We start from the raw sequence: 10,696 nt of genomic DNA, 5'->3' as shown, positions 1-10,696 counted from the left end.
AGACACCCAAGAGCTATCAAAGGTGTTACTTCGCCTGTTCAACCTCCTACAGCAAAACGGGCGAAAATCTCACAGATATGAGAAGAAAACAGTCTTTGATATATTAGGTGTCGTTTACAATTGTACTATGTCTGATGATCAAGCGGCCTAATTCAAAAATTGAAACCCGATAGGGTTTATTTCGCATGCAAATTTTTAAATTCTCTACACCTAGCTTTTAGAAAAAAGTAACAACTTCTATTATACTTGATGTTGTATGGGCTTAGCTTGATGGCGATGTGGTGATACCCCTCATTGTATTTAGAGTAAAAATTTTTAAATATAGCAGAAATGATAATGAAGTATCTATCTCTAATTTGCTAACTAAAAATTTTCAATACAATTAATGTAGAAGCAATGGAGAAATAGGTTATTAAATATTCTACATTTTATAGACTTGCTAAACAGTATAAAGAAGTAAAAAAAGGGAAACCTAACGAATAATTAAGGATGATTCAGGGGGTACCAAATGGAGCATAAAACAGAAGTAACGATTGGGGATTATGTTCAATTTTTATATCGTAAAAATCCTAATTTAGAATTAACCGGATATGTAGTCAGTGTTCTACAGAATACAATTGTTGTAGATATTACAGAGATAATGGGATTTGAAGTAGATGATGTTAGGCAAGTAGTAAAACACGGTTACTATAATAAAGTGAATCAAAGGCAAATAAAAAATAATGTTTCAAAAAAATGCTCCTAGATCAATCTAGGAGCATTTTTTTGATGAAGTTACTGGATTTCTTACGATGATAAATACCAGCCGTTAAAGAGTAACATATTCATTTAGAAAAAGCACTATCATGGATTCTTTTATATGCCAGCCGGCGTTCATCTCCACCTAAAATTGGTGTTTCACACCTTCACATTTTTGAGGAAGGAGTCTTCTGTCTGAAAATGATAAAAAAGTCCTTAACAATTTGTTAAGGACTGCGGAATAGAACCGCAATTTGGGCTGACACCCAATCAGTTTGTAGAAAATAAATTGCGATTATAATAGCAATTGTATTCCCAAAAGCAATATTTCAAATGGATTGTAGCATACCTGTAACTAGATTGGTATCAATAAAATATGGATTGGATTACAAATAGTGGTTTTGAATATTAGAAAGAGTTTAAAAGTTAATTACTTCTCATGAAGAAAAAAACTTAAGAAAACTTGTAACGATAAATTTTTAGAGGAAGGGTGGATTTTTAATTATAAATTCACATAATTTTCAAATATTAAAACTCTGGATGTTAATATTTGTTATATAATGAAATCAAGCCGTAATCAATATGGTTTCCCCGTTATGAATAATGAGATAATTTATGTGTCCCGTGTATTCGCTTTAAAACAAAAAGAACTTGTAGAAATCACTACAAGTTCTTTTTGTTTTTCTTATTGTATTAGAAAAAAGCCCTTTAAATATAGCAGAAATAATAATGAAGTGTTTATTTCTTGTTTGCTAACTAAAATTTTGTATTTTAACAGGTTTCATTAATAAAAATATTTTAGACTATAGAATGAATCATTAGTGAGATAAAAAATAAGGAAAAAGGGAAGAACCACCAATATTCTTTCCTTTTTCCTACAATTAGGGTCTCTATATTAATGAATATAGAAGATTATAAAATGTTGGATGCAACAGTTTACATTCAAAATTATAGCAGGAGCGACAGGTAATTTTTATGCAATATTGCATAAAAATTATGATTTATCAAATATACATGTCTAATGAGAAACACAAAAACTCTATATAGGATGAATTTAATCCTTACAGTTTCTTTATAGTGAATTAAAAACGGCAAAAAACAAAAAGGTTAATTTTATCAATATGAGTTTTTTCTTTTACATATTAAAATGGAAGTACCCTTTCAATGTATACTGACCCCTTCACAAATCGTGAAGGGATTTTTTTATTTAATAAATGAGTTTTACAAAACATATAGAATGTTAAACTGATAAAACCCATTAATCTCAGTATGTGTATATGAGGTCAATGGGTTTTTATTAATATGTGTTCGAAGATGTGGGAAGTATTTTGTGTGTCTATAAAGGTTGGTTTTAAACTTTACAGATGTCTGTATATTCTATGAATATTTACAGATATTTTTGTTATAATTATTGATGAGGTGTATGAAATGAAACATAAAACATTTGGATATGTACGAGTTTCCGGTAAAGATCAAAATGAAGAACGACAAATTCGAAATATGAAAGATTTAGGGATAGAAGATCGAGATATTTTTATCGATAAACAATCTGATAGAAATATTCAACGCGAAAATTATCAAATGTTAAAACGTCTTGCTCGTACAGGTGATACCATTGTATTTGATTCTTTAACTAGACTAGGAAGGAGCATGAATGATGTCCTAGAGGAATTCAGATACTATGAAAAGCATGAGATTAATTTACAATTTATAAAAGAACCATTCATTAATGTAAATTACACAGGTAAGAGTACAAATGATGTTATTCAAAATGCTATTCAGAAAGCCACTCTTACCATTTTATCTGCTTTTGCAGAAAAAGAACGGCATGATATTAAACAGCGACAAGTGGAGGGTATTGCTCTAGCTAAAAGGCAAGGTAAGCGGTTAGGACGTCCTCCAGTAGAAATTACTGCCGAATTTATTGAAGCCTATAAAGAATGGAAGTCTGGTGGCATTACAGCAGTAGGAGTCATGAAGAAATATGGTATCAAACGTTCTTCGTTTTACAAACTTGCCAAGCAGTATGAAGAAACAAAACATAAAAATCTACTGAATGATTAATTATAATTTAGGAGGTTATTATATGAAACATACAGCAAAAGTAAAAATTGGTGATTGCGTTCAATTTTCTTATCGTAAGAATCCTTCCTTGCAATTAACTGGATATGTGGTAAGAGTTTTAACGAATACTATTGTTGTAGAGGTTTCAGATATGATGGAAGAGGAGTTAATTGATGCTAGACAGGTAGTAAAGCATGGGCGTTATCATAAGATAGCCCGTAAACAAGTAAAAAGTAAAGTTTCATGAAAAACGCTCTTAAAGAAATCTAGAAGCAACTTTTCAAATGTCATATAATGTCTTGAATACATTTGTGTATTGGCATTTTTGTTCGGATTTTGTATACTAAATGTGAATTTCCTTACAGTAGGCAATCTTTCAATTTCTATGACAGCCAACTAATCTGTTAATTATGTATGGTAGCAAATAAGCTCTTATGTCCACAGATATAAGAGCTTATTTGTATATGAATCACTCTTTTATGTACAATGAAAGAAAAACATCATATGAGATGGGGAGAGGAAAACCCATGTCCAATCAACAATTAGTGAATTTACGCATTGATTTTGCTTTTTAACAATTATTTGGTACAAGTAGAAATGAGGATATTCTCATTGCTTTTTTAAATGCTTATATTACAGGATTCTTTAGAATCGCCCATTGTTTCGTTACAATTAGAAGATCCACACTTGCACCGAGAACACGAAGAGGATAAATTATCGATTTTAGATATTTCCGCTACATTAGATACAGGAACAAAGGTAAATGTAGAAATACAGTTGAATAACAATCATGACATGATTAAGAGAAGTTTATATTACTGGGGAAGGCTATATACATCCAAATTACAAAAGGGAATGCCATATAGTTCTCTTCACAAAACCATTACGATTAATTTATTAAACTTTGAAATGTTTCCAGAATAGGAAGCATTTCATACAACAGGAATCCTATGGAATCAGCAGCAACAAAAGAAGTTAAGTGATGATATTGAAATTCATATAGTGGAAATTCCAAAATTAATGCAACAGTGGCGTAATGAACAAGTAAATTCTTGGGAAGATTCGTTTGTTCGCTGATTGTTACTACTTCCAGCGAATGAAGATGAACAATTAACCCAGACATTGGAGGATATTACGATGAACCAAGACCCGGTTTTACAAAAAGCTATGAACAAATGGGAACGTATGAGTCAAGATTCTTCTTTCCGACAAGCGTATGAAGCAAGGGAGAAAGCGTTGATGGATGAAGCTGCAAAGTTTGCTCATGCTCGTAATGAAGGAAAAAAGAAGGGATTCAGCAAGGGAAAATACAAATAATTAACGGTATGCATGAACTTGGTGTACCAATTGAAACAATTGCTAAAGCAAGCAAGTTAAGTGTTGATGAGGTTGAACGTATTCTAGAAAAAATTCATATAAAAAAGAAACGAAGTCAAATTGACTTCGTTTCTTTTTTATATGAATTTTTATGTAGGGTGACAAAAAAATCATGAGATACATTCTAAACATAAGATCAGCTGAAAATTATTGAGATGAAGCATTGGAAGAATGATACGGTAAAAGATTTATTTGTATACAACGGCTAATGATGAAACGTTATCCATTTTATCAGAGGAAAAAGTGAAATTGAGCTGATAATTATGGATTTTGGAATAACATGAACTTGGTTTTAAAGTAACAGAAATGGAATTCTAGCATTTTGTGATGTTGATATAGATAGGTTCAAATGAAGTTTTTCTGCTTTACATGTTATATTGTTTCACTGACCTACTTTTTGATAGGACTAATTTTAATTCTATTAAAATTAGTAACAGATTGTCCAAACTTTACTAATCTATCTTACATAGCATGTAGTAATAAATTAAAAGGAGGAATTTAATATGTCTTATTACTACTGTAATCATTGTAAGGATTACAAAAAGAAATATCACGATTGTCATAGAAGCAGTAAGAGTTATGAAAAATGTGATAAAAAGCATGAGGAGAAACCTTGGGTTAATGTAAAAGTAAATTGTTGTTCTGAAGATAACCAATATAATCTTGTAAGAGCATCTGCTTTTAGAGCTGTGAGCACAGTTAATCAAAATTTACCAGCAAATACATTTGTTAAGGTCTTATTCCAAAATGAACAATTTGATTTAGCGAATGAGTATAATCCAGCTACATCAATTTTTATTCCAAAGACAAGAGGTGTTTATTCTGTTATTGGGACTATTGCGTTCATTCCCAATAATCTAAACACAAACTATAGGGCACGGGTAGAAATTCGAGTTAATGGAAATCCGGCAATTGCAATAGATAATGATTTTTTTGGTCCAATAAACTTTGCTAATGTTGTTGCTGTTTCATCAATCATTCAGTTAAATGCAGGGGATATAGTCGAGATTTTTGCACAAAGTAGTGTAGCTGGAGTTATTTCTAATGTAGAAAATAGTACGCATTTTGAAGCTGCAAGATTTCCGTCTCCAGACGCATAAGTGATATGAAATTTTTTCAGTGATTTTATATAAAGAAAGTCCATAATTTATATTTGACTTGCATTTATGCAGGTCTTTTTTTGATAGAAAATGTTTATTGTGACACAAGTTGGTTACATTATTTGGGGAATCTAAATTATTTATATAAATTTTGCATGATGTGTACATGGAAGGAATTGTTCCTGCAAAAGGAAAGAATAGCACTTATCAGGTCATAAAACCTGCAAATGATGTTAGTAAAGAAGAATTATAGAAAGTTATGCTATCCTATATAAAATAAAAAATAGAGTCTGAGGATCCTGTTCCTGAGGCTTTATTTTTTTAGTTTAAACGAAACCTTTAAGTGAAAAGAGAAATTAGTAGAGTTGACATAATGAAAAAATAAGATGAAATTTAGGCTTGTCTTCGAACTTCATAGCACGAGACCTCTTTATAAAATTTATTGAATCAACCCATATATCATATAAGATTATACAATAGCATAAATACAAGAATAACATATCCCGTTCACCATCAGATCAAGAAATTAGTTAGTCCTCAAAATGGAAAAAATGAGCTGAAATGTCATAAATAACTGTAAAATATTTGTTTTAGGAAGGAATGTGTTTCTTAACTTGATGGGCATGTGATGTTACCCCATCGCTATCAAGCTAAGACTTTAAAGTATCTCCTAAAAGATAATTTTGTGTTTTTTACAGCGCCGAAGTTCATTTTTATCGTTTTGGGGCAACCTTTTTTGTTAGGTTGATAGATATGTGAGGCAACGTCATAAATGTTTTAAAAAGAGCTCGTTCTATCTTTTCTGTACGAGAAACAAGATAGATAGACCTCGTATTGTGCAAATCTTTGATGGGTACAGAACAAAGAGATAAATGACCTATGTCTTCTGAAATTGTTCGAAGCACGCTCTTACTTTATTTAATTGATTCATTCTTTTATAAAAAAGTTTGTTCATTTCTATGATCCCTCTTCCATTAAAACACCCTATAATGGAAGAGGGATCATAGAAATCCGAATGCAAATTAGCTTATTCTCCTTTAATTAAAGCCATCAACCCATAGAACAAAAAGGAAACAGTAAAGTTAACTCTTTTTTCCCATAAGGAATATTGGCTTTCTTCAGTAATCAGTATCATTTTGCCAATGTATAGAACTTATTTTATTAATTCTCACTGTAAGCCCTCTTCATTAATCGCTTTAATTTATTTTCTGTATCTGTTTCCTCTACTGGCGTATAGATACTGCACCGTAAATCCATATCACCTTGAACTTGAAGAGAAGTTAAATTAAACAACATTTTGCCTGCTTTAGCATGTCTGAATTCAATTATCATGTCTGGAGCCTTACTCACTTGGCTTTCTTGCCATAAATCCTGGAATTCTGAATGGGAATGACTCATTTCTTTAATAAATTGGCTGTACCATTCATCGTCTAAATAGCGTCCATAATAGGTACGGAAAATAGCAAGAAAACCTTTTACAAAATGTTCCCAATTGACTGCTAATGCTTTTAATTCTTTTCTAGTGAATACTAAACGAATTAAATTTCTTTGATCATTCGGTATTTGTTCAAAATCTAAAAAAACATAAGCAGCTGCAGGATTCCAGCCCACAATATGGCAATGTCGATCCGTAATGATAGTCGGACAATATGTTAATTCATCTAGTATTCGTATTAAAGAAGGACTAAGCTTTGAGTAATCTTTTTTTGGACTTGTAATTTCTGAATTTGTTTCGAATGCCAGGTCATATAAGTAGTCTGTTTCATCATTATTTAATTGCAAAGCTTTAGAAATACAATCAAGTACGATTGTAGAAACCTTTATATCTCTTCCTTGCTCTAGCCATGTATACCAAGTGGTGCTTACACCTGCTAACTGTGCAACCTCTTCTCTTCGTAACCCGGGTGTTCTTCTTCGGTTTCCGGCAGACAAACCAATAGACTCTGGACTAATTTGGGCGCGCTTAGCTTTTAAGAATGCCGACAGAGCTTCAAGCCTTGTTTTATTATTCATTTTTAAAACTCCTTATCTTATCAATTTATCCTAGTAGTAGTTATACTAGGATAAATCCCCCCTTGTAATAGGATAAATTGACTGTAAAATACAAGTATATTATTGATTGGAGGGAATGCAAAGTGGAAAGAGTTGTGATTACTGGTATGGGAGTAGTTTCTCCTATAGGAAACGACATCAAAACATTTTGGAACAATCTAATTAAAGGGGAATCTGGTATAGTCAATATCGATACTTTTGATGTTACCAATCATAAAACAAAAATTGCGGGTATCGTCCAAGATTTTGATGCAGATGAAGTTTTAGGAAAGAAAGAAGCAAGACGTTTAGATCGTTTTTCTCAATTCGCTTTGGCTGCAGCAGAACAAGCTTGGTCAGATTCTAAGTTAGCCCTCGATCGTATAGATGTAGAAAGGTTAGGCGTATACGTAGGTTCAGGTATCGGAGGGATTGAAACCTTGATTGAAAATGTTGATGCGCTGAGGCAGAAGGGACCAAGAAGAGTCAGCCCAACTCTAGTACCTGCCATAATGTCTAATGCTGCAGCAGCACAAATTAGTATCAAGTGGAATGCGATGGGTCCTTCTATGTCACCTGTTTCTGCTTGCGCAATTGGAAATACAGCTATCGGAGAAGCCTTTAGACTAATTCGTTCTGGGGAAGCTGACGTTATATTTGCGGGTGGAACAGAGTCAGCTATAACAGACTTATCAATAGCCAGCTTTGGTAACGCTACAGCATTATCAACAAGAAACGATAGTCCCACTAAGGCTAGTCGTCCATTTGATGGAAATCGAGATGGATTTGTCATGTCAGAAGGAGCTGGAATTCTAATTTTAGAATCTTTATCTCACGCTTTACGTAGAGAGGCAAAGATTTATGCAGAAGTCATTGGATATGGTGCAAGTTCAGATGCGCACCATATCGTAGCTACACATCCGGAAGGTAAAGGTGCTTATCTTGCAATGAGATCGGCTTTAAAAAATGCCAATATATCGCCTGAAGAAGTTGATGTTATTAGTGCCCATGCAACAAGTACAAAAGTGGGGGACATCTCTGAAACGATGGCTATTAAGCAGCTGTTTGGAAAACAAGCTTATCAGATTCCGGTAACAGCTAATAAATCTATGCTTGGTCATATGTTAGGGGCAGCTGGTGGAGTTGAAGCAATTGCTTTAGCAATGAGCTTAAAGGAAGGGACAGTTCCTCCAACAATTAACTTAGAAAATCTTGATCCATTATGTGATCTGGATTATGTACCATCTGTTGCTCGCCAAGTGAAAATAAATATAGGTCTATCTAACTCATTTGGTTTCGGAGGTCATAATGCAGCCATTGTTTTAAAGAGATACGAGTGAATAAATTTTCTCTCGTAAATCTAACCGTTTCCTCTAGAAACGGTTAGATTTATTCAATAAAAAAGGAAGAGAGAGTGAGAAAATGAATATTAGAGTAGCAACTGTATTAGACTACCCTAATTTAAGAAGGATATATTTAGAGTCACGGCGTGACAGTTTTCATTGGCTAGATAGAAATGAAATGACTGTAGAAGATTTTGATAAACATACTGAAGGAGAACATATAATACTAGCAGAGGAAGATAATCATATCCTCGGATTTGCTTCTTTATATTTACCTGAAAACTTTATACACAACTTATTTGTACATCCTGAGTTCTTTGGTAAGGGGGCTGGAAGACAGTTACTTCATGCCTCTATAGAAAAGATGAATACACCATTAAGATTAAAGTGTGTTTCCAAAAATCAAAAAGCACTAAAATTTTATGAGAATATGGGCTGGAAAAAAGTTATTGAAGAAGGTGAGATAGAAGAAAAATATTGGGTAATGATATATGATTGAAATCCCCCACTTTCACTTCGTTTAGAAGTGAGGGATTCCTAAGTAAAGAGTTCTATCGAACTCTAATTGATTAGGCTAACCCCGCAGTCCTTGCGGTTAGAAGCCTTATCGCTTCATTCTTTAGATTGATACTTGCGTTAATATCCCTATCACGGTGTGTACGACAAGAAGGACAGTCCCATTCACCTAGGTTTAGATTTTTAACGTCTTTATTTTGATATCCACAACAAGAACATAATTGGCTGGAAGCAAATGTTTTCGATACGACAATGACTTGTTTGCCATACCATTTTGCTTTGTATTCTAACATTGATCGAAATTGCGACCAAGATACCTCACTAATTGCTTTTGCTAACTTAGGGTTCTTTAACATATTCGATACTTGCAAATCCTCTATACCGATAACATCGTGGTTTTTGATGATTTCAGTTGAAATTTTGTCCAAGTAATCTTTTCTAGCATTTGATATATATTCATGAATTCTAGCTATCTTTATTCGTTGTTTATTCTAGCGAGAAGATCCTTTCATTCTTCTAGAAAGAACACGCTGTACTTTCGCCAACTTATCTTCTAATGATCGGAAAAACTTCGGATTTTCATAGTGTGTTCCATCTGACAAAATAGTGAAATCTTTTAGTCCTACATCTATTTCAATGTAAGAATGTATTTTCGGAAGTTCTTGTACTTCTGTTTCAACTAATAGTGACACAAAATATCTACCAGAAGGGTTCCGTCTAACCGTAGCATTTACAATACGCCCCTCTACTTCGCGACTTTTGGCAAATCGAACAAGGCCTAGTTTCGACAACTTTATTTTGTTCCCTACAACGGTAATGTTTTCATTTGTTTGTTTTGTGGTATAAGATTGTACGTTGTTCTTCTTAGATTTAAAGTGCGGTGCGCTGTTTTATTTTTTGAAAAAGCGTGTATACGCATCCGCAAGGTTGCGAACAGACGACTGCATCGCAATACTATCCACTCCTTTTAGCCAAACAAACTCTTTCTTCATGGCAGGTAGTTTGGCAGAGCATGTACCATATGTTAAACCTTTCCCAGTTTCTTTGTATGCGTGATCCCATAAGGATAGGAAATGATTGAATACAAAGCGAGAACAACCTATCGTTTTGTTAATTAGAATTGCTTGTGCTTGATTGGGATAGATACGAAACTTATAGGCTGTATTAATCATTATTTGATTCACCTCCATTTCGGTATATGACTATTATATACCAAACATACATTCGATGGATAACAAAGTAACACTTTATGTATGTCGAACAATTAAGATGGCTCCTTGCCACATCCCTTGTTCAAAGCCGATTCATCTTCCACCTACTCACTTCGCGTTCCTTGAGGAAGGAGTCTTCTTGGCTAAAATGATAAATTAAAAGTTCTATTCTATTAGAGTTGATAATATGTTTTTATTTACAATATTATATAACTATTATTTGTCTGAAAAATTGATTTTTCTGAGGATACTATAACATTTTAGCTTAATAGCGATGTGGCTCTACCTCGTTGTACACAATGCAAGTATTTCTTGC

The 10,696-nt window shown here is 33.2% G+C and carries 7 protein-coding genes and 4 pseudogenes; 9 read left to right on the top strand and 2 right to left on the bottom strand.

Annotation, left to right across the window (positions count from 1 at the left end; all coding sequences use genetic code 11):
* The 7 genes and pseudogenes from ACZDYH_RS29165 to ACZDYH_RS29135 all read left to right on the top strand — a co-directional run.
* Window positions 1-151 (top strand): annotated as a pseudogene (locus ACZDYH_RS29165) (IS4 family transposase); the annotation flags it as partial.
* A 357-nt stretch (window positions 152-508) separates the two neighbouring features.
* Window positions 509-745, top strand: coding sequence for a DUF2187 family protein (locus ACZDYH_RS29160; RefSeq protein ID WP_000400417.1), 237 nt, complete (start codon window positions 509-511; stop codon window positions 743-745).
* 1,421 nt (window positions 746-2,166) lie between these two features.
* Window positions 2,167-2,802, top strand: coding sequence for a recombinase family protein (locus ACZDYH_RS29155; protein ID WP_474887868.1), 636 nt, complete (start codon window positions 2,167-2,169; stop codon window positions 2,800-2,802).
* A 22-nt stretch (window positions 2,803-2,824) separates the two neighbouring features.
* Window positions 2,825-3,049: a DUF2187 family protein gene (locus ACZDYH_RS29150; protein ID WP_000683046.1), complete on the top strand. Its 225-nt coding sequence runs from the start codon at window positions 2,825-2,827 to the stop codon at window positions 3,047-3,049.
* Window positions 3,050-3,329: 280 nt separating this feature from the next.
* Window positions 3,330-4,208, top strand: a pseudogene (locus tag ACZDYH_RS29145) (Rpn family recombination-promoting nuclease/putative transposase); the annotation flags it as partial.
* Window positions 4,209-4,682: 474 nt separating this feature from the next.
* Window positions 4,683-5,279 (top strand): ABC transporter permease, encoded by a 597-nt coding sequence (locus ACZDYH_RS29140; protein WP_434714854.1) that lies wholly within the window; start codon window positions 4,683-4,685, stop codon window positions 5,277-5,279.
* 166 nt (window positions 5,280-5,445) lie between these two features.
* Window positions 5,446-5,532: pseudogene (locus tag ACZDYH_RS29135) on the top strand (transcriptional regulator); the annotation flags it as partial.
* Between the two features lie 908 nt (window positions 5,533-6,440).
* Here the strand turns inward: ACZDYH_RS29135 and ACZDYH_RS29130 are convergent.
* Window positions 6,441-7,292: a helix-turn-helix transcriptional regulator gene (locus ACZDYH_RS29130; protein WP_434714856.1), complete on the bottom strand. Its 852-nt coding sequence runs from the start codon at window positions 7,290-7,292 to the stop codon at window positions 6,441-6,443.
* A 122-nt stretch (window positions 7,293-7,414) separates the two neighbouring features.
* Here ACZDYH_RS29130 and fabF point away from each other — a divergent pair, with 122 nt between their 5' ends.
* Both fabF and ACZDYH_RS29120 read left to right on the top strand, forming a co-directional pair.
* Window positions 7,415-8,650 (top strand): beta-ketoacyl-ACP synthase II, encoded by a 1,236-nt coding sequence (fabF, locus tag ACZDYH_RS29125; RefSeq protein ID WP_434714857.1) that lies wholly within the window; start codon window positions 7,415-7,417, stop codon window positions 8,648-8,650.
* 82 nt (window positions 8,651-8,732) lie between these two features.
* Window positions 8,733-9,152, top strand: coding sequence for a GNAT family N-acetyltransferase (locus ACZDYH_RS29120; RefSeq protein WP_434714859.1), 420 nt, complete (start codon window positions 8,733-8,735; stop codon window positions 9,150-9,152).
* Window positions 9,153-9,222: 70 nt separating this feature from the next.
* On the opposite strand, the pseudogene tnpB reads toward ACZDYH_RS29120, so the two are convergent.
* Window positions 9,223-10,341 (bottom strand): annotated as a pseudogene (gene tnpB / locus ACZDYH_RS29115) (IS200/IS605 family element RNA-guided endonuclease TnpB).
* Window positions 10,342-10,696 lie beyond the last annotated feature (355 nt).

This window comes from Bacillus sp. EB V-12 (assembly GCF_056158125.1).
Note: the sequence above shows the minus strand (reverse complement) of the source record. Positions and strands in the feature narration are given on the sequence as shown.